21 protein-coding genes are annotated in these 22369 nt (G+C 73.6%); 6 read left to right on the forward strand and 15 right to left on the reverse strand.

Annotation, left to right across the window (positions count from 1 at the left end; all coding sequences use genetic code 11):
* Position 1 precedes the first annotated feature (1 nt).
* Positions 2-664 (forward strand): response regulator, encoded by a 663-nt coding sequence (locus tag ACWEVO_RS00950; protein WP_452305496.1) that lies wholly within the window; start codon positions 2-4, stop codon positions 662-664.
* 152 nt (positions 665-816) lie between these two features.
* Positions 817-2211, forward strand: a complete 1395-nt coding sequence (locus ACWEVO_RS00955) for a hypothetical protein (RefSeq protein WP_452305497.1) — start codon at positions 817-819, stop codon at positions 2209-2211.
* A gap of 61 nt (positions 2212-2272) precedes the next feature.
* Here ACWEVO_RS00955 and ACWEVO_RS00960 read toward each other — a convergent pair whose 3' ends face one another.
* From ACWEVO_RS00960 to ACWEVO_RS00985, 6 genes are all read right to left on the reverse strand, one after another.
* The gene (locus ACWEVO_RS00960; RefSeq protein ID WP_452305498.1) at positions 2273-3163 is read right to left on the reverse strand and encodes a S1C family serine protease; all 891 of its coding nucleotides are present in this window, start codon (positions 3161-3163) and stop codon (positions 2273-2275) included.
* Complete coding sequence (locus ACWEVO_RS00965; RefSeq protein WP_452305499.1) at positions 3160-3597, reverse strand: hypothetical protein; 438 nt, start codon at positions 3595-3597, stop codon at positions 3160-3162. The genes ACWEVO_RS00960 and ACWEVO_RS00965 overlap by 4 nt, the downstream gene beginning before the upstream one ends.
* Positions 3598-3742: 145 nt before the next feature.
* Positions 3743-4594, reverse strand: a complete 852-nt coding sequence (locus tag ACWEVO_RS00970; RefSeq protein WP_452305500.1) for an SRPBCC domain-containing protein — start codon at positions 4592-4594, stop codon at positions 3743-3745.
* Positions 4587-5147 (reverse strand): helix-turn-helix domain-containing protein, encoded by a 561-nt coding sequence (locus tag ACWEVO_RS00975; RefSeq protein ID WP_452305501.1) that lies wholly within the window; start codon positions 5145-5147, stop codon positions 4587-4589. Before ACWEVO_RS00975 ends, ACWEVO_RS00970 begins: the two co-directional genes overlap by 8 nt.
* A gap of 94 nt (positions 5148-5241) precedes the next feature.
* Positions 5242-6585 (reverse strand): class I SAM-dependent methyltransferase, encoded by a 1344-nt coding sequence (locus ACWEVO_RS00980; RefSeq protein ID WP_452305502.1) that lies wholly within the window; start codon positions 6583-6585, stop codon positions 5242-5244.
* Positions 6582-7967, reverse strand: coding sequence for an FAD-binding oxidoreductase (locus tag ACWEVO_RS00985; protein ID WP_452305503.1), 1386 nt, complete (start codon positions 7965-7967; stop codon positions 6582-6584). Before ACWEVO_RS00985 ends, ACWEVO_RS00980 begins: the two co-directional genes overlap by 4 nt.
* Before the next feature lie 93 nt (positions 7968-8060).
* On the opposite strand from ACWEVO_RS00985, the gene ACWEVO_RS00990 reads away from it, so the two are divergent.
* The 3 genes from ACWEVO_RS00990 to ACWEVO_RS01000 are packed head-to-tail and all read left to right on the forward strand — an operon-like array spanning position 8061 to position 9634.
* Complete coding sequence (locus ACWEVO_RS00990; protein ID WP_452305504.1) at positions 8061-8531, forward strand: aminoacyl-tRNA deacylase; 471 nt, start codon at positions 8061-8063, stop codon at positions 8529-8531.
* A gap of 41 nt (positions 8532-8572) precedes the next feature.
* Positions 8573-8857 (forward strand): DUF427 domain-containing protein, encoded by a 285-nt coding sequence (locus ACWEVO_RS00995; RefSeq protein WP_452305505.1) that lies wholly within the window; start codon positions 8573-8575, stop codon positions 8855-8857.
* Between the two features lie 57 nt (positions 8858-8914).
* Positions 8915-9634, forward strand: a complete 720-nt coding sequence (locus tag ACWEVO_RS01000; RefSeq protein ID WP_452305506.1) for an RICIN domain-containing protein — start codon at positions 8915-8917, stop codon at positions 9632-9634.
* Between the two features lie 9 nt (positions 9635-9643).
* Here ACWEVO_RS01000 and ACWEVO_RS01005 read toward each other — a convergent pair whose 3' ends face one another.
* Positions 9644-10936: an MFS transporter gene (locus tag ACWEVO_RS01005; RefSeq protein WP_452305507.1), complete on the reverse strand. Its 1293-nt coding sequence runs from the start codon at positions 10934-10936 to the stop codon at positions 9644-9646.
* A gap of 53 nt (positions 10937-10989) precedes the next feature.
* Here ACWEVO_RS01005 and ACWEVO_RS01010 point away from each other — a divergent pair, with 53 nt between their 5' ends.
* Positions 10990-11997, forward strand: coding sequence for a GlxA family transcriptional regulator (locus ACWEVO_RS01010; protein ID WP_452305508.1), 1008 nt, complete (start codon positions 10990-10992; stop codon positions 11995-11997).
* Positions 11998-12190: 193 nt separating this feature from the next.
* Here the strand turns inward: ACWEVO_RS01010 and ACWEVO_RS01015 are convergent, their stop codons facing one another.
* From ACWEVO_RS01015 to ACWEVO_RS01050, 8 genes are all read right to left on the reverse strand, one after another.
* Positions 12191-12667 (reverse strand): hypothetical protein, encoded by a 477-nt coding sequence (locus tag ACWEVO_RS01015; RefSeq protein WP_452305516.1) that lies wholly within the window; start codon positions 12665-12667, stop codon positions 12191-12193.
* Positions 12668-12853: 186 nt separating this feature from the next.
* Positions 12854-13444 carry a hypothetical protein gene (locus ACWEVO_RS01020; protein ID WP_452305509.1) on the reverse strand — a complete coding sequence of 197 codons (591 nt, stop codon included), beginning with the start codon at positions 13442-13444 and terminating at the stop codon, positions 12854-12856.
* A gap of 741 nt (positions 13445-14185) precedes the next feature.
* Entirely contained in the window at positions 14186-15421 is a 1236-nt protein-coding gene (locus ACWEVO_RS01025; protein WP_452305510.1) for an MFS transporter, read from the reverse strand.
* A 261-nt stretch (positions 15422-15682) separates the two neighbouring features.
* Positions 15683-17635 carry a VWA domain-containing protein gene (locus ACWEVO_RS01030; protein ID WP_452305511.1) on the reverse strand — a complete coding sequence of 651 codons (1953 nt, stop codon included), beginning with the start codon at positions 17633-17635 and terminating at the stop codon, positions 15683-15685.
* Between the two features lie 2 nt (positions 17636-17637).
* Entirely contained in the window at positions 17638-19074 is a 1437-nt protein-coding gene (locus ACWEVO_RS01035; RefSeq protein ID WP_452305512.1) for a magnesium chelatase, read from the reverse strand.
* 46 nt (positions 19075-19120) lie between these two features.
* A complete protein-coding gene (locus ACWEVO_RS01040; RefSeq protein WP_452305513.1) occupies positions 19121-20179 on the reverse strand; it encodes a hypothetical protein in 1059 nt (352 codons plus the stop codon).
* Between the two features lie 75 nt (positions 20180-20254).
* Entirely contained in the window at positions 20255-20905 is a 651-nt protein-coding gene (locus ACWEVO_RS01045) for a response regulator (protein ID WP_452305514.1), read from the reverse strand.
* Entirely contained in the window at positions 20902-22146 is a 1245-nt protein-coding gene (locus ACWEVO_RS01050) for a sensor histidine kinase (RefSeq protein ID WP_452305515.1), read from the reverse strand. Before ACWEVO_RS01050 ends, ACWEVO_RS01045 begins: the two co-directional genes overlap by 4 nt.
* Positions 22147-22369 lie beyond the last annotated feature (223 nt).

A 22369-nucleotide genomic window follows, 5' to 3' on the forward strand; every position in this document is an offset into this window, starting at 1 on the left:
GATGGAAATCTCGGTGGTGCTGGTCGACGACGAGGCGATGGTCCGGGTCGGCCTGCGGATGGTGCTCAGCGGCGAACCCGGCATCACCGTGGTGGGCGAGGCGTCCGACGGCGACCAGGCGGTCGACCTGGTCACCCGTACCCGGCCGGACGTGGTGCTGATGGACATCCGCATGCAGCGCGTGGACGGTCTGGAGGCATCCCGGCGGCTGCTCGCGGCGGCACCCGACACGAAGATCATCATCCTGACGACGTTCGACGAGGACGAGCACGTGGCGGCGGCGCTCCGAGCCGGCGTGAGCGGCTTCCTGCTCAAGATCTCCCCGCCGGAGCAGCTCGTCGAGGGAGTCCGTTCGGTGGCGGCGGGGCGTGGACTGCTCGATCCGGCGGTCACCCTCCGGGTGATCCGCGGCTTCGCCGCGCTACCGGAACCGGCCCGCCCCCGTCCCCACCGGTTGGCTGAGCTGACCGCCCGCGAACTCGACGTGCTGCGCCTGGTCGCGGAAGGGCTCACCAACGCCGAGATCGGCGGTCGGCTCTTCCTCGGGGAGGCGACGGTCAAGACCCACCTCTCCCGGGTGCTCATGAAGCTGGACCTGCGCACCCGGGTGCAGGCCGTCGTGTACGCGTACGAGAGCGGCCTGGTCCGGCCGGGTGAGCGCTGACCTGGACGAACAGGCAGCCGGCAGCCCGCTGTTGGGGCGGGACGGGCGCGTTGTTCACCCGACGGTCAACACTGACCGCCGGCTGCTTCACCTCGCCCTCGTAGCGTCGCGGCGGGTCCGCGGTCGCGGACACTCCGCTAGGAGGAGCAACGATGCACATCCTGTCCAAGCGCCGGCTGTCCGCCGCCGCCATCGCCGCAGCGGCTGCCGTGGCGGCCGGGAGCCCCGCGTCGGCGGCGCCGGGCGGTGCCACCGGCCCGAGCAGCAGCGACGCGCCCTACCTCGTCCGCCACACGCCGGGCGTCACGCTGACCTCGGTGCTCACCACCGGCGACTCGGTCGGCGGCTACCGGATGGCCGGCACCCCCGACGGTCTCGGCGCGTACGACAACGGCGACGGCACCTTCACCGTCCTGATGAATCACGAGTTCGCCAACAACGCGGGCATCGCCCGGGCGCACGGCGGCAAGGGCGCCTTCGTCTCCAAGTGGGTGGTCGACAAGGACACCCTGCGGGTCCTGTCGGGCAGCGACCTGATCCGCAAGGTCTTCCTGTCCAACAACGGCCAGTACGTCGACACCCCCGGCGCGGCGCTGAACCGGCTCTGCTCGGCCGACCTCGCCGCCCGGACCGCGTACTTCAACCCGGCCACCGGCAAGGGCTACGACGGTCGCATCTTCACCAACGGTGAGGAGACGACCGGCGGCCGGGCCTTCGGTCACGTCGTCGACACCGGCGAGACCTACCAGCTGGCCGGCATGGGCACCGCCAGCTGGGAGAACGTCGTCGCCAACCCGGCCACCGGCGACAAGACCGTCGTGATCGGCACCAGCGACGGCGGCGCCGGCACGGTCACGGTCTACGTCGGTGACAAGAAGACCACCGGGAACCCGGTGGAGAAGGCCGGCCTCACCGGCGGCCAGAGCTACACCATCGCCGTGCCGGGCATGGCGGCGGAGGACAGCACCACCTCGTGGACCAACGGGCCGCTGCCCTTCACGCTGGCCTCCACCGGCGGCACCGGGTTCGACCGGCCCGAGGACGGCGCCTGGGACCCGAACAACCCCGGGGACTTCTACTTCGCCACCACCGCCAGCATGACCAAGCACAGCCGGCTGTGGCGGCTGCGGTTCAACGACGTGACCGACCCGACCAAGGGCGGCACCGTCACGATGGTGCTCGAGGGCCCGGCCGACCAGTCCGGCGGACCCAAGATGATGGACAACATCACCGTCAACGACCGCGGCCAGGTGCTCATCCAGGAGGACCCGGGCAACCAGGTCTACCTGGCCGGCGTCTACCAGTTCGACATCGCCTCGGGCGCGGTGCGGCGGATCGCCGACCACGACCCGCAGCGCTTCCTCGCCGACGGCGCGTACTTCGAGACCAACGACGAGGAGTCCTCGGGCATCATCCCGGCGCCGTTCCTCGGTGCCGGCAAGTACCTGCTGGACGTGCAGAACCACACCCGGTCCACGGACCCGGAGCTGGTCGAGAAGGGCCAGCTCCTCATCCTGACCGTGCCGCCGGGCCAGCCGGTGAAGTAGGCGGAGCACCGCCGCGGGAACCCGGGCGGGTGGCACGACGCCACCCGCCCGGGTCCTTCCATCAGCCGGTCGATCCGTTGGTGAGCCGGTCGACCACGGTGCGGACGGTGTCGATCGGGATGGCGAAGCCGAGTCCGATGCTGCCCTCGTCCTGTCCGGTGGTGGCGATGGCTACGTTGATGCCGACCACCCGCCCGGCGGTGTCGACCAGCGCGCCGCCGGAGTTGCCGTGGTTGATCGCCGCGTCGGTCTGGATCAGGCCGCTCATGTTGTCGACCGAGCGGTCGAGCGCGGAGACGATGCCCGAGGTGACCGTTCCCGCCAGACCGAGCGGGCTGCCGAAGGCCAGCACCGTGTCGCCCACCCGCACGGTGGCGTCGCTGCCGAGGGTGGCCGGCGTCAGGCCGGAGAGGCCGTCGGCCCGCAGCACCGCGATGTCCGCGCTGGTGTCCCGGCCGACGAGGGTGGCCGCGGCGGTACGCCCGTCGGCGAGCTGCACGCTCAACCGGCCACCCGACTCGATCACGTGCGCGTTGGTCAGGATCAGCCCGTCCTTGTCCAGGACGATGCCCGAGCCGAGGCTGGTGCCCGAGGTGCCGGCCGCGGTGACGGTGACGATGCTCGGTGACACGGCGCCGACGACCCCGGAGAGGGTGTCGATCGCGCCGGCCGGCGTCACCCGCACCGCCGTCGTGGTGCTGCCGCCGCCGGCCAGCCGGTCCACCGCGAGGGCGCCGGACGCGCCGCCGCCCAGCATGAGGGCGAGCGCGATGCCGCCCGCGCCCAGCCGGCGCCGCCACCGGTACGACTCGGTGCGGGCCGCGGTGGCCGGGCCGTCCGGCGGAGGAATCAGGGGTCCGTCCGCCGCGGACGGCCAGCCCGGCCACTCGTCGGGGCCGGGAACGAGCTGGTCGTCGGGGTGGGCGGTGGGGCGGCTCATCATGTCGGTCATCGGGTCACCGCCGGGCCGGCTTCGGGCCGGGGTGCGGCCAGGACGGCGTGCCGCTCTGCCGGGACGAGCGGAGACGGCGGTCGGGCGCGCCTCCGCTGACAGGCGATGAGATGGCCGGCCAGGATGGTGGTGGAGCCGGCCCGGACGCAGACCTCGGCGCCGGCCTGAAGCACGTCGGCGATGGTCGCGGCGGGGGCGTCCTGCTCGACCAGGACCGCCAGCGGGCACCCGGCCGGCAGCCGGCGATGCACCCGTCCGACGGCCGCCGGGTCCGGGCAGACCAGCAGCACCAGCTCGCCGGGCTGCACGTACTCGACGTCGGGGGTGCGCAGCACGCGCCACGAGGCGGGCAGCTGGCGGGCGAGCCCGGTGACCCGGGTGGCGTCGCCGAGCACGGCGACGGTGGGGGTGGTCAGGTCGACGACGGCGGTCATGGGTCCTCCTCGGTTCGGTGATGCCTCCACCGTCGCGCGGGGACCTGCGGCCGCCTTGTGCCCTACCTGTGGAAACCCGGTGTGCCACGAACGCCGTCCCTGCCGTCGGAATCGGTGCCGGCGGCAGGGACGGGATCGGTCGGGCTCAGGCGCTGGTCGGCAGCTCCTCGGAGAGCCAGATCGGCTGCCAGTCGGCCATCTCGTGGAAGCGGCGCAGCTCGAACAGCCCGGCGACGTTGCCGCACCACGCCGCGTACGGGGGGTTGCCCTCGTCGAATCCGCTCTGCACCATGGTCAGCTTCGTCCGGCCGTCGGACTCGGCGAGCTCCCAGGTGCTGACCCCGACGGGTCCCCAGTCGACGGAGATCTTCCGGCCGGGGTCCAGGTCGACCACCTTGGCCGCGTACCCGGTCTCGAAGCCGCCCATGGCGTACCGGCCGCCGACCCAGGGCTCGATCCCGATCGGGTAGCCGAACCAGGCGCTGGCCTGCTCGGAGTCGGTCAGCGAGGTCCAGACCCGGTCCGCCGGGGCGTCGATGGTCAGCTCGGCGCGCAGGTCGGCCGAGGTGAAGTCGGTACGGGGCAGCAGCGGCCGGCCCTCCAGGCGGTTGGCGAGGTTGGCGATCGACAGGGCCCAGAAGGTCTGCAGCACGCCGCGGATGGTGCTGCCGCTCATCGCCTCGGCGAAGTCGAAGTGGCTCTGCCGGAGGGTGAGCAGGGTGTCGTCCCCGTCCGGCGCCAGTTCGAACTCGGTGGTGGTCTCCACGCCGTCGAGCGTCCAGGCGAAGCGCAGGGTGCGCTCGTCGGCGTGCAGCAGCCGCTGGTGCGGGGCGTCACCCTCCGGGGTGTAGCGGCCCCAGAACTCGTACCGGTGCGGCAGCTCGACCTCGGCGTGCTCGGCGAGCCAGATGCGCAGCTCGGCGGGGTCGGTCAGGGCGTGGCGCACGGCGTCCACGGGGGCGGCGAGGCGGACGCGGACGGTCAGCGGTTCACTCACGGTCGTCACCTTTCGGGTAGCACGCCACGGCGAGTTTGAAGGCATCCCCCTCCGCGCCCCCGTAGCGCGTGAACAGGTCCTGCAGCGTCGTCTGCAGGTCGTGCAGGAACTCCTGCCGGCGCTCGGCCGGCACTCTGATCTCGCCGGACACCCCGATCGAGGGCAGCTCCGGCGCGGTGCGGTCCAGCGCCGCGATGTCGGCCTGGACCTCCTCCATGAGGTCGAGCAGGTAGCCCAGGCTCAGCTCGTCGCGGGCCCGGCGGACACCTCCGATGCGCCCCACCAGTCGTGGGGAGAGCCAGTACGACCGGGCGGCGGCCTGGTAGATGCCCTCGCTGATGCCGCGCACCTTGCGGGCCGAGACCTGCTCGACCAGGCCGGCCGCGACCAGCTGCTTGACGTGGTAGTAGACGCGCTGCGGCGTCTGGTCCAGCCGGGCGGCGACCTCGGTGCAGGTGCGGGGCTCGGCGAGCTGCCGCAGCACTTCGATGCGCTGCGGCTTGAGCAGGGTCTCGGCCTGCTCGCGTTCTTCCAGGTACAGGACGTCTCTCATGGCAAAAATCAGTTTGTACGTACAAAACTTCTTTGTCAATGGGTTCGACGAAAGGCCGCGCGATCCGCGCGGCCTTTCGTCGCCGGTCAGCCGGTCAGGGCGTCCAGTCGGGACGCAGCGGGTAGCCGTTGACCCCCTGCGGCCCGTTGTGCGTGGCGACCACCTGGTGCAGCTGGATTTCGTTGCGCTCGAAGGCCATCCGCGAGCCGGCCATGTAGAGGCCCCAGACCCGGGCGGTGCCCGGCCCGACCTCGTTCACGCAGAAGTCCCAGTGCTCGACCAGGTTGCGGCACCAGCCCGCGAGGGTCAGCGCGTAGTGCTGGCGCAGGTTCTCCTCGTGGTGCACCTCCAGCCCGGCGTCGTGGATCTCACTGATCAGCCGGCCCGGCCCGGCCAGCTCGCCGTCGGGGAAGACGTACCGGTCGATGAACGCGCCGGAGCGGTGCGGGGCGCGGTTGTCGGCCCGGGTGATGCAGTGGTTCATCAGTCGGCCGCCCGGCTTGAGCCGGCTGCGCAACGCGCCGAAGTACGCCGGGTAGTTGCGCACCCCGATGTGCTCGGTCAGGCCGATCGAGGAGATGGCGTCGAACTGCTCGCGCGGGGCGTCCCGGTAGTCCAGGTGCCGCACCTCGGCCAGGTCCCCGAGCCCTTCCCGCTCGATGGCCGCCTGCGCCCACTCGGCCTGCGCCTTGGACAGCGTCACCCCGAGCGCCTTGACGCCGTACTCGCGGGCGGCGTGCCGGACCATGCCACCCCAGCCGCAGCCGACGTCGAGCAGCCGCATCCCCGGCTTGAGCGCCAGCTTGCCGGCGACCAGGTCGTACTTGGCCCGCTGCGCCTCCTCGAGCGTGTCGTCGGGGCTGTGGAAGACCGCGCAGGTGTACGTCATGGACGGGCCGAGCACCTTCTCGTAGAAGGCGTTCGAGACGTCGTAGTGGTGGGAGATGGCGCTGCTGTCCCGGGTCCGCGAGTGGCGCAGCCCGTTCATCACCCGCCTCCAGCGCGGCGCCGCCTCCTGCGGCGGGGGCGGCGGCGGCATGAGCCGCTCCCGGCCCAGCCCCTTCACCAGGGCCAGCGCCTCACTCACCGACGGCAGGCGCAGGTGCAACTCGTCCTTGAGCACCTTGAACGCCTCGTACGGGTCGCCCGGGTGCACGCCCTCCAGCCCCAGGTCGCCGCTCACGTACGCCCGCGCCATGCCCAGGTCGCCCGGGGCGGTGAGCAGGTAGGACAGCCCCCGCTCGGTGCGGATGTCCAGGGTGATCCCGGCGTCGGCCGGACCGACCGCGCTGCCGTCGTAGCCGGTGATGCGGATGGGCAGGTCACCGGTGGTGACGGCGCGCACCACGTCGGCGACGGTCGGGCCGGTACGCCGGCCCCCCGCCGGCGGGCCGGACGGGGCGCCGGCGGCCCCCTTCTCACGGTCGATCAAGCTCACTGTCGTGCCACCGCCTTTTCATAGAGTCCCGTGAGCCGGTGGTCCGGGTCGTACCGGTCCCGCACGGCGCTCCAGACGTCGCCGCCGTAGAGCCGGTCGAACTCGTCCCGTTCGTAGTACGCGTCGGAGTAGAGCGACTTGTGTCCGCCCGCCTCCGACACCGCGCGCTCCACCGCCCGGTTGACGTCGCCGTCCGCGGCGCCCTCGGCGATCGGCACGCTCCCCCAGAATCCGATGTTCACATAGGTTTCGCCGGGCTGGAGGGGATACAGCGGCCAGGCCCGGGCCGATCCCGGGCCGGCCGGTTCCCGCAGCCGCAGCGGGCACAGCCAGACCGGATTCATACCGACGTTCCGCGCGAACCAGCGCAGGAAGTCCGCCGTGCCGTCGAGTGGGATCTCCACGTCCTGGACCACCCGCTCCCGGGCCGGGCGGCCCCGCCAGCGGTCGATCCGCGCGGCCACCTGGTGCCGGTGCTCCAGCCGGACCAGGCGGTGGTAGAAGTCGCTGCGCCGGTAGCGCTGGGGCCACAGCCGGCGGACCACCGGGTGCTGCACGCCGAAGGCCGCCGAGCACCAGAACCAGTCGGTGTCCCAGCGCCAGAGGTAGTCATACCCGGTGAGCACGTCCCGGGTGCGCCGGCGCAGCGACCGGTAGTAGATGTCCTGGCCGGTGTAGTCGCTGGGGCCGCCGACGCCGTCGTCGGTGAACGTGCCCAGCACCAGGTACGCCTCACCCGGGCTGAACATCACCCCGTCCATCGCGTCGACCGGGTCGCCCTCCCAGGAGCCCTTGGCGATCACCTCACCGATCGCGTCGGTCAGCTCTTCCAGGCGGGTGAACCGGATGTTGCGCAGCGCCACGTACCGGCCGATCGGTTGCAGCTCGATGCGCAGCCGGGTGGCGTAGCCGAGGCTGCCGAGCGAATTGGGGAACGCCCGGAACAGGTCCGCGTGCTCCCCCTCGGGCCGGGCGGTGACGATCTCGCCGGAGCCGGTGAGCACGTCCATCTCCAGCACCGACTCGTGTGGCAGGCCGTTGCGGAACGAGGTGGACTCGATGCCCAGCCCGGTCACCGCGCCGCCTAGCGTGATGGTGCGCAGTTGCGGCACCACCAGCGGCATCAGCCCGTGCGGCAGGGTCGCGTCGACCAGGTCCTCGTAGGTGCACATGCCCTGCACGTCGGCGGTGCGGGCCGCCGGGTCGACGGCGAGCACCCCGGTGAGACCGCTTACGTCCAGCCCCGGCGCACGGGGCGCGGATCGGGGACGGAACAGGTTGGAGGTTTGCTTGGCCAGCCGTACGGGTTCCCCGGCGGGCACCGCGGCGTACGAGCGCCGCAGCGTGTCCACCGCCCGTTCATGATCACGGACAGCGTGCATGAGATGACCTTACGCCCGGGTACGACAATTCGTGGGACGACCACAGTGGCGGTTTCGCGTCCGGCGTGCGACGGCCGCGTTACCGTGGCGGGCATGTCCTCCCCCGCCCTCACCGCCCTCGACGCCGCCGGACTGCCGTACCGGGTGATCCGGCACGGCCCGGTCCGCAGCCTCGCCGAGGCGGCGCGGGCCCGCGGCGTCGAGGTGCCCGACGTGGTCAAGACCATCGTGGTCCGGCGCGGCGAGGACGACCATCTGTTCGTGCTCACCCCCGGCGACCGGGTGATCTCCTGGCCCAAGCTGCGCGCGCTGCTCGGGGTGAGCCGGATGTCCATGCCGGACGCGGCGGCGGCGAAGGCGGCCACCGGCTACGAGCGGGGCACCATCACCCCGTTCGGCTCGACCACCGCCTGGCCGGTCGTCGCCGACGAGCGGCTGCGCGGCCGGGAGATCACCCTGGGCGCGGGCGAGCACGGGGTGGCGGTGGCGGTCGACGCGGACCGCGCCATCGCCACTCTGGACGCCACCGTGGCCGACGTCACCGACCCGGAGCCCGCCCGCTGACCAGTGGCCGTACGGGGCCGGACCGGCATAGCGTGAGGGGCATGCCGAAAGCCGTCTGGAACGACCTGGTCATCGCGGAGAGTGACGACACCGTGGTGGTCGAGGGCAACCACTACTTCCCCCGTACGGCGCTGCGGGATGACCTGATCCGCGACTCCGCCACCCACACGGTCTGCCCGTGGAAGGGCACCGCCTCCTACTACACCCTCGAACACGCGGGCCGGACCAGCGAGGACGCCGTCTGGTACTACCCGGAGCCGAAGCCGGACGCCGAGATGGTGCGCGACCGGGTGGCGTTCTGGAAGGACGTGAAGGTCGTCGACTGAGTCACGCTCCGTCGAGGCGGCTGGCCCTCGACGGACCCGGTGGTTCAGGATGCCCCCATGGCCGAGCCGCACACCGACCCACCCGGCACCGTCTACGGCGCCCGCCGCCCGGGCCGTCCCGGCCTGCCGCAGGACCCGCTGATGCGGATCGCGCTGGGCGTGGCGGCGGTCGGCGTACTCCTGGGGCTCTTCTTCGCCACCGGCGTGCTCGGTGGCGGCGGCGAGCGGCCGGTGGTGCCGGCGGCGGCCGTGCCGACTCCCGCGGCGAGCGGTTCGAGCGCGGCCGCGCCCACGACGGCGGCGGCACCGACCACACCGGCCGCCCCGTCGCCGACGCCTGCGGCGACCACCCCGCCCGCCCCGCCCGCCGGGCCGAAGGTGTTCCGTTCGGTGCCGTCGGGGCTCTGCCTCGGGCTGGAGAGCGACCAGCAGCAGGCCAAGGCGCAACTCGCCCCCTGCACCGGCGGGCCGGAGCAGCAGTGGACGGCCAGCCAGCTCGCCCCGGACGCGTTCGCGCTCACCGTGGCCGCCTACGGCCAGTGCCTGGACGTCGAGGCCGGCAGCACCGACGACGGCGCCAAGCTTCAGCAGTTCGCCTGCCAGGGGCAGGGCAACCAGCAGTGGCGGTTGCAGCCCGTCGGCCCGGGCGTGGTGCTGCTGGTTGCGGTGCACAGCGGCAAGTGCGCACAGGCGGAGGGGGCCGGCACCCAACCCGGCACCAAGCTCGTCCAGGCACCCTGCACGGGCGGCCCCGAGCAGCAGTGGGCGGTCGGCTGACGGCTGACGTCAGCCCCGGTAGCTCCAGGCCCGGCCGGCGGCGACGGGCACCACGAACGACGGTTCGTCGGCCCGGCGGCGCAGCAGCAGCGAGAGCCCGGCCGCCCCGATCGACAGCGCGCCGGCCGCGTACCAGGCCATCGCGTAGTCGCCGAGCCGGTCGCGGACCAGGCCGGCACCGGTCGCGGCGAGGGCCGCGCCGACCTGGTGTGCGGCGAAGACCCAGCCGAAGACCACCGCACCGGACGCGCCGAACCACTCCCGGCACAGCGCCACGGTCGGCGGCACGGTCGCCACCCAGTCCAGGCCGTAGAAGATGATGAAGACCAGCATGCTGGGCTGCGCGGAGCCGGCGAAGAGGCTCGGCAGCACCAGCAGGGAGGCGCCGCGCAGCGCGTAGTAGGCGCCCAGCAGCAGCCGGCTGTCCACCCGGTCGGTGAGCCAGCCGGAGGCGACCGTACCGACGATGTCGAAGAGGCCGACCAGGGCGAGCAGGCCGGCGGCGGTGGTCTCCGGCATGCCGTGGTCGTGCGCGGCCGGCACGAAGTGGGTGCCGACCAGGCCGTTGGTGGTCGCGCCGCAGATCGCGAACCCGCCGGCGAGCAACCAGAACGGCCGGGTCCGCGCGGCGGCGGTGAGCGCGCCGACCGCCCGGGCCGCCGCTCCGCCGGCCGGCGGGGTCGGCGGCGCCACCTCGTCGGCGCCGTAGGCGGGCAGACCGAGATCCGCCGGGTGCTCCCGCAGCAGCCACACCACCAGGGGTACGACGGCCAGCGCGGCTCCGGCGACGACGAGCGCCGCCACCCGCCAGCCGTGGTCGCGGACCAGCACGGCGATCAGCGGGAGGAAGACCAGTTGCCCGGCGGCCCCGCCGGCGGTGAGCACGCCGGTGACCAGGCCGCGGCGGCGGACGAACCAGCGCCCGGTGACGGTCGCCACGAAGGCCAGCGCCATCGAGCCGGTGCCGAGACCGACCAGGACGCCCCAGCAGAGGATCAGCTGCCAGCTCGCGGTCATCGCCACGGTCAGTCCGCTGCCGAGGGCCACCAGCACCAGCGCGACGGCGACCACCCGGCGGATGCCGAAGCGGTCCATCAGCGCGGCGGCGAAGGGGGCGGTGAGCCCGTAGAGCATGAGGTTGACCGAGACGGCGGCCGAGATGGTGGCGAGCGGCCAGCCGAACTCCGCGTGCAGCGGGTGCAGCAGCACCCCCGGGGTGGCGCGGAAGCCGGCCGCGCCGACCAGCGCGACGAAGGAGACGCCGGCCACGAGCCAGGCCGGATGCAGACGGTGTCGGATCACGCTCCCGAGTCTCGGGCCCGACCGGCCGCGCGACGAGTGGCCGGAAAGCCAGCATGCGCAATAATCGGGCCATGACGTTCGTCCCGCACCGGATCGCGGTGCTCGCTCTCGACCACGTGGTCGGCCTCGACCTGGGCACCTCGGCCCAGGTGTTCGGCTGCGCCCGCACCGAGGACCTCACACCCCTCTACACCGTCGAGACCTGCACCCCCGGCGGCCGTCCGGTGCGCAGCACCGCCGGCTTCCAGGTGCTCCCCGAGCACGGGCTGGAGCTGCTGGAGTGGGCGGACACGGTGGTCGTCCCCGGGGTGCACGGGGGCTCGGCGATGACCGACGGGACCCTGGACCCCGAGGTGGGGGCGGCGCTGCGGGCCGCCCACGCCCGGGGCGTACGGATCATGTCCATCTGCACCGGCGCGTTCGTGCTGGCCGCCGCCGGCCTGCTCGACGGCCGCCCGGCCACCACCCACTGGGCGTACGCGGACCGGTTCCGCCGGCTGCACCCCGACGTCGACCTCGACCCGGAGGTGCTCTTCCTGGACACCGGGGAGGTTCTCACCTCGGCCGGGGTGGCCGCCGGCATCGACCTGTGCCTGCACGTCATCCGCAAGGACCACGGCAGCGAGGTGGCCAACCGGGCCGCCCGCCGCTGCGTGGTGCCGCCGTGGCGGGACGGCGGCCAGGCCCAGTACATCGAGCGCCCGGTGCCCCGGGCCGCGGAGACCGGCACCGCCGCCACCCGGGAATGGGCCCGGCAGCGGCTGCACGAGCCGGTCGCCCTGCGCGACCTGGCCACGCACGCCCGGATGAGCGTACGCACCTTCACCCGGCACTTCCGCTCAGAGACCGGGCTCAGCCCGGCGCAGTGGCTGATCCAGCAGCGCACCGAGCACGCCCGGCTGCTACTGGAGACCACCGACCTGACCGTCGACCAGATCGCCCGGCGGGCCGGCTTCGGCACCACGACCGCCTTCCGGCAGCACTTCCACCAGCGGGTCGGGGTGGCACCCAGCGCCTACCGGCGGACCTTCCGGCGGGCCCCCGAGGCGGCGTCCCGCTGACGGGCGCCCCACCGGCGACTGCCGGTGCCGGTGCGGCGAGGGCGGCCGCTTCCTGGTGCTGCCGGTTCCTTCGGTCGGGCGTTCGGGTGGCTGCCTTGGCGAGGGCGGGGTGCCGACCGGTTCCCTGCGTCCGCTGCCGGTCCGCGGACGGCCGGCCACACTCCGCCGAGATCCGCCCGGAAGTCCGGTGGGGTCAGGCGAGGTGCGGCTGCCGGCGCAGGGCGCGCAGCTGAGCCAGGTGCATGGGCAGGTGGACCCGAGCGTGCAGGTCCAGGGCCCGACCCCAGGGCAACGACTCGTCCACGTCCAGGTCGAAGCCCTCCCGCAGGACGGTGTCGACCGGGGTCTCCGCGGCGGGGCCGAGCCGCTCGGCCAGGGTGCAGAGCTTCTGGCTGGTGGCCCGGAGCAGGGCGGCTAGCCCGTCCAGCCCACCGCACTCGGAGACCAGCGCGTCGAGCTGCGGCCGGTGGATCGTCTCCAGGTCGTAGTACGCGAACGGCGACCCGGCCAGCACCGCCTCGGTCGCCTCGCTCATCAGCTCGTCGTTGGCGGCCAGGTGCGCGACGATCTGCTCGGCGCTCAGCTCACCGTCCTCGGGCGGGCCGAACCCGCCCGCGTCCACTTCCGCCAGCACGGCCTCGTACGCCCGCCGCAGCTCCGCGGCGTCCACCTCGTCCATGCCCGAATCCAACTCCCGCGCCCGACGACCGCACCGGGACTACCCGGGCCGGTTCACCCGGACGGGGTCCGAGCACCTGCGGCGATCTCGGCAAGTTGCGATTCGCAGGAGTGGAAATGCCACTGGCCGGCACCCCGTGTTCGGGGTGCCGGCCAGCGTGTTGCTCAGGTGTGTGTGTCAGCTGTTCCAGTGCTGGGCGACCAGGTCGGCGGCCTGCTGCTCCCACTGCGCGTACGCGTCCGGGTAGGCCGAGACCTGCACGGTCTGCGCGGCCTGGGTCAGCGGCATGTCCTGCCACCCGTCGACCTGCTTCAGACCCTTCTCAAACGCCAGGGTCGAGTACTCGGGGTTCGTGATCTGCTCCGGCGTACCCCAACCACTGGAGGGGCGCTGCTGGAACAGGCCCAGCGAGTCATGATCGTTGGCGTCGCCGAGGTGGCCCAGGTTCTCCAGCTTCGACTCCTGCAGACTCGTGGCGATCGAGATCACCGCGGCCCGCTCCGGCAGACCCGCCTTCTTCGTCGCCGCGATGATCGCCTTCGCGTTCGCGACCTGCTCATCGTTCAGATTGATGTGCGACTGCGCGCCCTGCACACCATGCGGGATCAGCTTCCCGGCGTCAGGCTTGTCGGCCTGCACCGCGACGGCGGCGGGCTTGCCCTCGACGGGGCGGGCGTCGGCGTGAGCGGCGATCGGACCGGCGAACACACCACCGGTGAAAGCCAGACCAGCAACACCAAGAACGCTCTTACGGAAGATCGTGTCCATGGGGGAAAGCTCCATTCGGGGGTTGGCGCACGCACGCCGATGGGGGTCGGCGGGTGCGCAAGCACCGTCAGGCGCTACAAGAACAAGGGGGAAAAGTCTTAAGGGGGATCCGGCACGCGGGGCTCGGCCGCTTCGCGGCGCCGGGACCATGTGTAACTACCGGCGACCCACCATCATTCCCGGGGGCCGGCCACCCGGCTGGGCGGCTCGTCGTCCCGATGGCGCGGGCCGGTCTTCCTCGGCCGTTCACGGGGATACAACGACCCCCGCCCGCCCACGATTCCGGCCACCGGATGCCGCCGGTCACACCCTCGAACCGGACACCGCACCCCATCAGCACCCAGCCCACCCCGCGCCGTCGGCCGGTCGGTGGAACGCTATGCACGTCTCCCGACCCCGGTGACCGTCAGAGCGTTCCACCCACGGGTAGACGTCCCGACCACGGCCGGACATTCACCTCATAATGCATCACCGGTCGGGCCGGCGAAGGCGGCGCTCGCCTGATGGAACGCGACATCGCCGATGTGACGGTATGCGACCGCCCCGGACATCCGCACGTTCGGCGACCTGTCGGCGCCAACCCGCCGACGATTCACTCCACCTGCCGCAAAACGCCCTGATCAGCAGCCCCGACGCCGCGAATTGCCGCAGTACGAGTCGATCACCGGGGGCAGGCCGGGCACGCGGACGGATCATGCCGCCGCCCGGGGCCGGCGGTCGACCGGCCCCGGGGAGTTGTACTCAGGCGGTCGCCCGCGCGTGGCGGACCGTACGGCTCGTCGTGGCGACGAGCGCGAGAAGCACGAGCCAGCCGGCCAGGACGTACGTCAGCGTCCGCGCGCCGTGCAGGGCGATGAGGGCGCCGCTGGCCATGGCGCCGATGGCGGAGGCCCCGGTGGTCAGCGTACTGATCGCACCGGTCACCCGGCCCCGGAGCGCGTCCGGGGTCACGGTGAGCCGGTAGGTGTCGAGGGCGACGTTGTAGATCGGTGCGACCACCGACTCGGCGAACGCGACGACCAGCAGGAGCCACCAGGTCGGGGCCACCGCGTACAGGGGGAACGCCAGCCCTTCCGCCCACAGCATCACGATCGACAGGCGGCCCAGCGGAAAGCGTCGGGCCAGCGGCGCAGCGGCGAGGCTGCCCAGCAGCGCGCCGACCCCGGCGCCGCTGAACACGATGCCGATCTGGGCCGGGGTCGCGTGCAGTTCGCGGGCCAGCATGATGATCAGCAGGTAGCCGGCACCGTAGCGCAGACTGTCCCCGGCATCCAGCAGCGCCAGCACCCGGATGACGGGTCGGCGCCACAGCCACGCCAGGCCTTCCCGGGTGTCGGTCAGCAGTCGCCGCGGCGAGGCGGGCCCCTCGTTCCGCTGCTCCTGGAACTCGGCGCGGATGGCGCGCAGCGAGACCGCGGAGATCAGGAACGAGACGGCGTTGAACGCGAACGGTACGACGCGGCCCAGGGCGTAGGCGGCGCCCGCCACGGACGCGCCGGCGATCCGGAGCCCGTTGGACATGGCTCCGACCGCACCCAGCGCGGCGGGAAGCTCCGCCGTGCCGACGATGTTCGGCAACGCCGAACTGTTCGCCGCCGTGAACAGGGTGCTCAACACCCCGGTCAGGGCCGCGACGACGTAGAGCTGGGGCAATTCCAGCACGCCGAGCGCGGCCGCGACCGGGACGGTGGCGGTGAGCAGGCCGCGACCGAGGTCGCAGATGATCATGGTTGCCTTGCGGTCCCAACGATCGACCAGGGCGCCCGCGACCGGGCCGCACACGAGGAACACGATGGTCTGGAAGCCGAGGACGAGGCCGGCCTGGGTGGCCGAGCCGGTCAACGCCACCACCAGGAGCGGCAGCGCGAGAAACTGCAGTTGATCACCCAGCTGGGAGACGAGCCGGCCGCCGAGGAGCAGGAGGAAGTCCCCGTGCTGCCAGAGGCTCCGCGGCCGGGCCGGGTTGAGGATGTCCATGGTGAAGTCCTGTCGACGATGATGCGCCATGCGGCGCGCTGCCAGAACGGTCGACAGACACGCGGCTCCCACCGAGGACCTGAGCCAGGGGGAGGGGTTCGTGCACCGCGGAGCCACCCGGAAAAGGGCAGACTCCACCCGCGTGCCGGGGCCGGGCAGCTAGGACTTACGCGGGTGGAACATGGGCGCGAGCGTACTGCACGCCCCCGCCGAGGTCGTCACCATTTCCGGCGACCGCGACGGGGGCGACAGTGCGGCGGATCAGCGGCGACCGTGGCGGGCACGCAGGTAGTCGGAGACCACGTACTCGCCGAGGTCGTCGAGATCGGGGGTGAACATCCGGCCCTTCGAACGCCGGGCGACCGCGTCGACGAAGCGGCGCAGGCCTGGGTCGTCGCCGAGCATGAACAGGTTCAGCGTGGCGCCGTACCGGGTGAGCTTGTCGACCTCCCGGACGGTCGCCTCGATGGTCTCCGGCAGCGGCGGCCAGTGGAAGTACGCCTCGCCGTCCTCCGGATCCAGGTGCGCGGTGGGCTCGCCGTCGGTCACTACCAGCACCACCGGCTCGGCGCCCGGGTGCCGGCGCAGGTGCCGGCCGGCCAGCCGCAGCGCGTGCTGGAGGTTGGTGCCCTGCCGCATGTCCGGCTCGACGGCGGCCAACTCCTGCTGGCTCAGCGTGGTCGCCTCGAGACCGAAGCCGATGATCTGCAGCGCGTCCTGCGGGAAGCGGGTCGCCATCAGGTGCGACAGGGCGAGCGCCGTCTGCTTCATCGGCCCCCAGCGCCCCTGGGAGATCATCGAGTACGACAGGTCGACGCAGAGCGCGACCGCCGCCGACGCCCGTCGCTCGGTCTCCACCACCTCGAAGTCCTCGACCGCGAGCTGCACCGGCACCTGCGGGCCGGCCCGGCGTACGGCGCGGGTGAGGGTGCGCACCACGTCGAGGGGCTGCTCGTCGCCGTACTCCCACTGCCGGGACGCGCCGCTCACCTCGCCGGCCGCCCCGGCCGAACGCAGGTCGTGCTGGCCGCGCGGGCCGGCGGTGAGGTCGGCGAAGACCCGCCGCAGGGCGGTACCGGCGAGCCGGCGCAACGCCTTCGGGCTGAGCGTCAGCCCGTCCGCGTCCCGGGTCACCCACCCCTGCCGGCGCAGCTCCCGTTCCAGCTCCTGCAGCCGGCGTACGTCGTCGGCGGCGTCCCGGCCCAGCGTCCGGGCCACCGCCTCGACGTCGACGTCGTCCAGGGTGGCGCCCGCGTGCTCCTGGTCGAGCTGGTCGAGCAGCTCGTCCAGCTCGGCGATCTCGCCGAGCGCGCCGGTCGCCTCGCCGTAGCCGAGCGGCTGGTCGCCCCGCACCCGCTCGCCGCGCTGCCAGTTCAGGTCGGGGCGCAGCGCCCGCAGGTGGCCGTCGAGCTGCGACAGCTCCCCGGCCAGCTGCTCGCCGAGCGACTGGCGCATCAGCCCGGCCAGCTCCTCGCGCTGCCGGTCCGACAGCGACCGCATCAGCCGCTCCCCGGCCGCCGCCCGCCGGGCCAGCACGTCAACCAGCTCGTCGACGTCCTTCGGCTGTTCCGGGAAGAACCCGCCGTGCCGGCGCATGAACTCGGCGAACGCGTCGGTGGTGTCCTCGGACCGGGCGTGCCGGGCGAGCAGGTCGTTGAGGTCGCGCATCATCTCGGCGAGCTGCCGCTGGGCGGCCGGGTCGGCGGCCGCCCGCGCCGCGTCCCGCAGCCCGGCGAAACGCTGCTCCAGCACCTCGCCGCGCAGCCCGTCGAGGATCCGCTGGTACGTCTGCCGCGCCTCGTCGCTGGCCCAGTCGTACCCGGACAGCTCCTCGACCGCCCGTGCGGTCGAGCGGGGCAGGTTGTCCAGCACCGCCTCGGCGAACCGGGCGCTGTCGTCGTCCCGCCCGCGCAGCTCCTCCCGCTCCGCGGCGAGGGCCTGGTCGAGCAGGGCCCGGGCCCGGGTCACCGCCCCGTCCAGGTCGCCCCGGCGCAGCGCCTCCCGGCGCAGCCGGCGGGCCCGGGCGGCCAGCTCGTCGAGACCGCCCCGGCCCTGCGGGCCACGGCGCAGCAGGTCGCGCAGCGCCTCCCGCAGGCTGCCCCCGGCGAGCACCTCCGAGCCGACCGCGTCCACGGCGGCCCGCACGTCGTACGGCGGGGCGAGCGGGTCGGGCCCGCCGCGCCACTGCCCGTACCGGAACCGGTTGCCGGCCACGGTCAGCCCCGGCCGCCGTAGACGGTGCGCCCGGACTCAGTGACGTCCTTGCCGAGTCGCCGGGTCAGGTGCAGCCCTTCCAGGACGAACTCGATGCCAGCGGCGGCCTCCTCCGGGGTGGGCGCGTCGCCCAGCCCGAGCCGGTCGAGCGCCTTGGCCAGCCCGGGCACGGTGCCGACCTGGCGCAGCAGCTCGGCGGAGGAGACCAGCTCGCCGGTCTCGATCTCGCCGCCCTCGGCGACCAGCGCGGTGAACCCGGACAGGTCCAGCCCGGCCAGCCGGGCCCGGAACGTCTCGGCGGTGGCGGTCCGCAGCAGGTGACCCAGGATCTCGATCTCCCGGCCCTCCTCGCCGCTCTCGAACTCGACCTTGCCGCGCAGGGTGGAGGTCACCGAGACGGCGTCCCCGACGCGGGCCACCGGCGCCTCGGCGGACGCGGCGGCGAGCAGGCCGGAGCGGCGCAGCGCGGCCGCGGCGACGGTCTCCGCGGCGGCGATGGCGAACCGGGCGGAGACCCCGGAACGCGGGTCCACCGATGGCGACTCCCGGACGGCGCGGGCGAAGCGGGCGAGCACCTCCAGCACGTGTTCGGGCACGGCGGCGACCAGGTCGGCCTCCTGCCGGATCAGCGCCAGCTCCAGGTCGAGGTCGACCGGGTAGTGGGTACGGACCTCCGCGCCGAAGCGGTCCTTGAGCGGGGTGATGATCCGGCCCCGGTTGGTGTAGTCCTCCGGGTTGGCGCTGGCCACCAGCAGCAGGTCCAGCGGCAGCCGCAGCTGGTAGCCGCGGACCTGGATGTCCCGCTCCTCCAGCACGTTGAGCAGCGCCACCTGGATCCGTTCGGCCAGGTCGGGCAACTCGTTGACGGCGAAGATGCCGCGGTTGGTGCGCGGCACCAGTCCGAAGTGGATGGTCTCCGGGTCGCCGAGGGTACGCCCCTGGGCCAGCCGGATCGGGTCGACGTCGCCGATCAGGTCACCGACGCTGGTGTCCGGGGTGGCCAGCTTCTCGCCGTACCGCATCGACCGGTGCAGCCAGCCGATCGGCAGCTCGTCGCCGCGCTCGGCGACCAGCGCGCGGGAGGCCGGGGTGAGCGGGTGCATCGGGTGCTCGTTGAGCACCGAGCCGGGGATCACCGGCGTCCACTCGTCCAGCAGCGCGCCCAGCGAGCGGATCAGCCGGGTCTTGCCCTGGCCGCGCTCGCCGAGCAGCACCATGTCGTGGCCGGCGAGCAGGGCCCGCTCGACCTCCGGCAGCACCGTGTCCTCGTAGCCGACGATGCCCGGGAAGCGCTCCGCGCCGGAACGCATCCGGGCGAGGAGGTTGTCGCGGATCTCCTGCTTGACCGTGCGGTAGTGATGTCCGGACGCCCGCAGCGCGCCGAGCGTGCCCGGCAGGTCGGTGGGCGGGACCGGGGAAACCTGGTTGGGTGCGGTCACCCGGCCAACGCTATCTCGCCCGGGTGACCGCGTGCCCACTTCCGGATCACGCCGTGGGGATCGGACCCGGCCACGGCCGGCGGCAGCGGACGCAGGCCCGGCGCCGGCGCAGGTGGTACGCCAGGGTGGCCGCGCCCAGCGCCGGTCCCCAGAGCGGCCACAGCAGCATCGGCGCGGTTGCCGAACTCAACCGGCCGAGGTGCCAGAAGGCGGGGGCGGCCAGTTCGCCGAGGCTGCCGGCGGTCACCGCGATCGCCACCAGGGTGGCCGGGACGACGGCGAGCAGCGGCGGCACCCGCCGGCCACCCAGCCCGGGCAGCCAGCGCGGGAAGACCTCACCCCAGCGCTGGACGAGGCCGAAGGTGAGCACCGCGCCGACCGTGGCGAACGCCCCGAGGCCGGCCCCGGCCCAGACCGCTCCCGTCTCGTGCAGGTCGGTGAGGAGTTCCCGGGAGATGCCGAGCGGGACGCCGACCACCCAGGCGAACCGGGTGGCGGCGTACACCAGGGGAATCGCGGCGGCGACCCACGCCGCCCACCGGCCCCACCGGGCGGCGGCCGCCGGGGTCGTCCAGCCGGCCTCGTCGCCGTCCCGGCCGCACGCCGCGCAGGCCCCGGCGGTACGCCGCTGCCAGGCCAGCACGGCGGCGGCGAGCAGCACCCCGGCGGCCAGGGCGGAGAACTTCGCCGCGAGGGTCCAGTCGAAGATCCGCGAGTAGTCGACCGGCGGCCAGCCGAAAGGCGCCCCGATGATCAGCATCGGCAAATAGCCGAGCATGACCAGCACCCGGACGTCCGGCACCACCACGGCCAGCACGGCCGCCACGGCCCAGCCGTACCCGAGCAGAAGGGCCCGCAGCGGCCGGGACGGGCGGGCGGTGTTGACCATGGCCAGGGCGGTGACCGCAGCGCCGAGCAGCACCGCGGCGAAGACCGGCGGGCCGTACCGGTCCGGCAGCAGCCGCAGCAGGCTGGCCTCGCCGAACGAATCGTGGGTGCCGAACGGGTAGCCGCGACCGGTGAGCGTGCCGATCAGGGCGACCACGCCCCACAGGCCGAGCCAGCCGGCGGCCAGGGGCGCGATTTTCATCGATGTGGTGGTCATGGTTCCACCCTCGCCGGACCCGCCGCGGCGATCCTCCCGCGCCGGGAGGGACCCGCTCCCCCGGCGGGGGGACGGTCAACCGGTCGGCACCACGAAGCCCGACTCGTACGCCGCGATCACCGCCTGGGTCCGGTCCCGGACGCCCAGCTTCGCCAGGACGTTGCCGACGTGCGTCTTCACCGTCTCCACCCCGACCACGAGCCGCTCGGCGATCTCGGTGTTGGACAGGCCGGTGGCCATCAGGCGCAGCACCTCGGCCTCCCGCTCGGTGAGCCGCGCCGCGCGCAGCCCGTCCCCGCCCCGGCCCCCGTACGCCCCGACGAGCTGGCGGATCGCCGCCGGGAAGAGCAGGGACTCCCCCGCCGCCACCACCCGGATCGCCTCCACCACCTCAGCCGGGCGGGCCCGCTTGAGCAGGAAGCCGCTGGCCCCAGCGCGCAGCGCCTCGTAGACGTACTCGTCGTTGGCGAACGTGGTGACCACCAGCACCCGGGGCGGGTCGGCGGAGGTGGCGAGCAACCGCCGGGTGGCCTGGATGCCATCGATGGCCGGCATCCGCACGTCCATCAGCACCACCCGGGGGCGCAGCTTCGCCACCAGCGGCGGCACCTCCGCGCCGTCCGCCGCCTCACCGACCACCCGCAGGTCGGGCTGGGCGTCGATGATCGCCCGCAGCCCGACCCGGATCAACTCGTCGTCGTCGACGATCAGCACGTCGATGCTCACACAGCCTCCCCCCTGGGCACCGGCAGCGAGGCCCGTACCCGCCAGCGGTCACCGTCGGGGCCGGCGTCGAGCCGCCCGCCGAGCAGCAGCACCCGCTCCCGCATGCCGTCCAGGCCGCGCCCCCCGCCACCCGGCCCGGTCCGGCCGCGCAGGCCGTTGACCAGCTCGATCTCCAGACCGTCCGGGGGTACGTCGACCCGCAGCGTCACCGCGCCGCGGCCGTGCCGGGCCGCGTTGGTCAGCCCCTCCTGCACGATCCGGTAGCCCTCCCGGGACACCACCGCGGGCAGCCCGCCGACCGCCCCGCTGACCTGCGCGTCCACCGCCAGGCCGGCGGCCCGGGTGTCGGCGACCAGCCGGTCGAGCTGGCCGAGCGTCCGCTGCGGCGCGACGGGAGCCCGCTCGGCGTCGCTCTCCCGGAGCAGCCCGAGCACGTGGTCCAGGTCGTCCATCGCGTGCCGGCTGGTCTCCTCGATGGCGCACAGCGCCCGCCGGGTGAACTCGGGGTCGGCGTCGAGCAGTTCCCGGGCGGCGCCGGCCTGCAGGGTGGCCACGGTCAGCGCGTGCCCGACCGAGTCGTGCAGCTCCCGGGCCAGCCGGTTACGTTCGGCCAGCCGGGCGGTCCGCGCCTCCAGGGCGGCGATCCGCTCGCCCTGCGAGGGGCCGAGCAGCACCGGGGCCATCGACGCGGCGAGCGCACCCAGCCCGGCCACCGCGTACCCGAGGCCGACGAGCACGGCCACCCCGGCCAGCGCCGCCGCGACCGGGTTGTCCGGGCTCAGCGGGCCGATGGCGTCGTCGGCGGTCGCGCCGGTGTCGAGCCCGAACTGGCCGGCGAGGAACACCAGCGCCATCGGGAACGCGCTGATCGCCGCGAACAGCACCAGCCCGCCGCTGACCAGGTGCAGGGCGATCCAGAGCGCGGCGCGCAGCCGGGTCTCCCGGTCGACCCGGTGGCCCACCGCCGGTTCCGGCAGGTCGACCGCGAGCAGCGCCCGGGCGGCGGCGATCTCCAGCGCCCGGCTGCCGGCGAGGAACACCGGCACCGCCGCGATCGCGGCACCCACCAGCAGCAGCCCGAACCCCACCGGCCGGGGCACCCCGTCGTTGCCGAGCATTTGGACGAAGGTCGCCGCGAGCAGCGCGTACGGCAGCGCGAGCACCCCGCCGAGCAGCAGGAACACCCCGCGCCGCCAGGTGCTCCCCCGCACCAGCGGCCGCACCACCCCCGGCACCTTCACGCACCCATTGTCCCGCCCCGCCACACCCGCCGACTCCCCCACACTGGGGAGATCCGCCGCCACGGCCACCACGCCCACGCAGTCACGCCTGTGGATTCGCACCCGAAGCGGTCACTCAAGCCGCCCCAGGTACCCCCTTGATCTCTCCAAGCGAAACGACGGAGAGCGCCCACCGAAGGGTTTCCGGGCAGCCCGGCTCGCGGAGGGATCAAGCCTGACCGCC

The sequence above is a fragment of the Micromonospora sp. NPDC003776 genome (assembly GCF_053605645.1).

Excerpts from the sequence above, each read along its gene's own strand:
- ACWEVO_RS00965 (WP_452305499.1), bottom strand. The coding sequence starts at position 3,597 with ATGACCGCCGTCGTCGACCTGACCACCCCCACCGTCGCCGTGCTCGGC.
- ACWEVO_RS00950 (WP_452305496.1), top strand. The coding sequence starts at position 2 with ATGGAAATCTCGGTGGTGCTGGTCGACGACGAGGCGATGGTCCGGGTC.
- ACWEVO_RS01025 (WP_452305510.1), bottom strand. The coding sequence starts at position 15,421 with ATGGACATCCTCAACCCGGCCCGGCCGCGGAGCCTCTGGCAGCACGGG.
- ACWEVO_RS00995 (WP_452305505.1), top strand. The coding sequence starts at position 8,573 with ATGCCGAAAGCCGTCTGGAACGACCTGGTCATCGCGGAGAGTGACGAC.
- ACWEVO_RS00955 (WP_452305497.1), top strand. The coding sequence starts at position 817 with ATGCACATCCTGTCCAAGCGCCGGCTGTCCGCCGCCGCCATCGCCGCA.
- ACWEVO_RS00975 (WP_452305501.1), bottom strand. The coding sequence starts at position 5,147 with ATGAGAGACGTCCTGTACCTGGAAGAACGCGAGCAGGCCGAGACCCTG.
- ACWEVO_RS01010 (WP_452305508.1), top strand. The coding sequence starts at position 10,990 with ATGCGCAATAATCGGGCCATGACGTTCGTCCCGCACCGGATCGCGGTG.
- ACWEVO_RS01000 (WP_452305506.1), top strand. The coding sequence starts at position 8,915 with ATGGCCGAGCCGCACACCGACCCACCCGGCACCGTCTACGGCGCCCGC.
- ACWEVO_RS01040 (WP_452305513.1), bottom strand. The coding sequence starts at position 20,179 with ATGACCACCACATCGATGAAAATCGCGCCCCTGGCCGCCGGCTGGCTC.
- ACWEVO_RS00960 (WP_452305498.1), bottom strand. The coding sequence starts at position 3,163 with ATGACCGACATGATGAGCCGCCCCACCGCCCACCCCGACGACCAGCTC.
- ACWEVO_RS00985 (WP_452305503.1), bottom strand. The coding sequence starts at position 7,967 with ATGCACGCTGTCCGTGATCATGAACGGGCGGTGGACACGCTGCGGCGC.
- ACWEVO_RS01020 (WP_452305509.1), bottom strand. The coding sequence starts at position 13,444 with ATGGACACGATCTTCCGTAAGAGCGTTCTTGGTGTTGCTGGTCTGGCT.
- ACWEVO_RS00990 (WP_452305504.1), top strand. The coding sequence starts at position 8,061 with ATGTCCTCCCCCGCCCTCACCGCCCTCGACGCCGCCGGACTGCCGTAC.